This is a genomic window from Brevibacillus sp. SIMBA_040, assembly GCF_046535075.1.
Classification (GTDB): Bacteria; Bacillota; Bacilli; order Brevibacillales; family Brevibacillaceae; genus Brevibacillus.
The window spans coordinates 1-278 of record NZ_JAWRXI010000145.1 but is presented as its reverse complement, the minus strand read 5'-3'; the positions used below and the strand labels follow the sequence as shown (position 1 = coordinate 278).

The window sequence follows — 278 nt, the reverse complement described above, 5'->3', positions numbered from 1 at the left end:
AGCAATGGCATCCTGGTCATCCAGCGGATAGTTAATGATCAGCCCACTGACGCGTTGCGCGAGAAGATTGTGCACCGCCGCTTTACAGGCTTCGACGCCGCTTCGTTCTACCATCGACACCACCACGCTGGCACCCAGTTGATCGGCGCGAGATTTAATCGCCGCGACAATTTGCGACGGCGCGTGCAGGGCCAGACTGGAGGTGGCAACGCCAATCAGCAACGACTGTTTGCCCGCCAGTTGTTGTGCCACGCGGTTGGGAATGTAATTCAGCTCCG

1 pseudogene is annotated in these 278 nt (G+C 58.3%); it reads right to left on the bottom strand.

Annotated features, from left to right (window positions below):
- Window positions 1–278, bottom strand: a pseudogene (lacI, locus tag SB752_RS32320) (DNA-binding transcriptional repressor LacI); the annotation flags it as partial.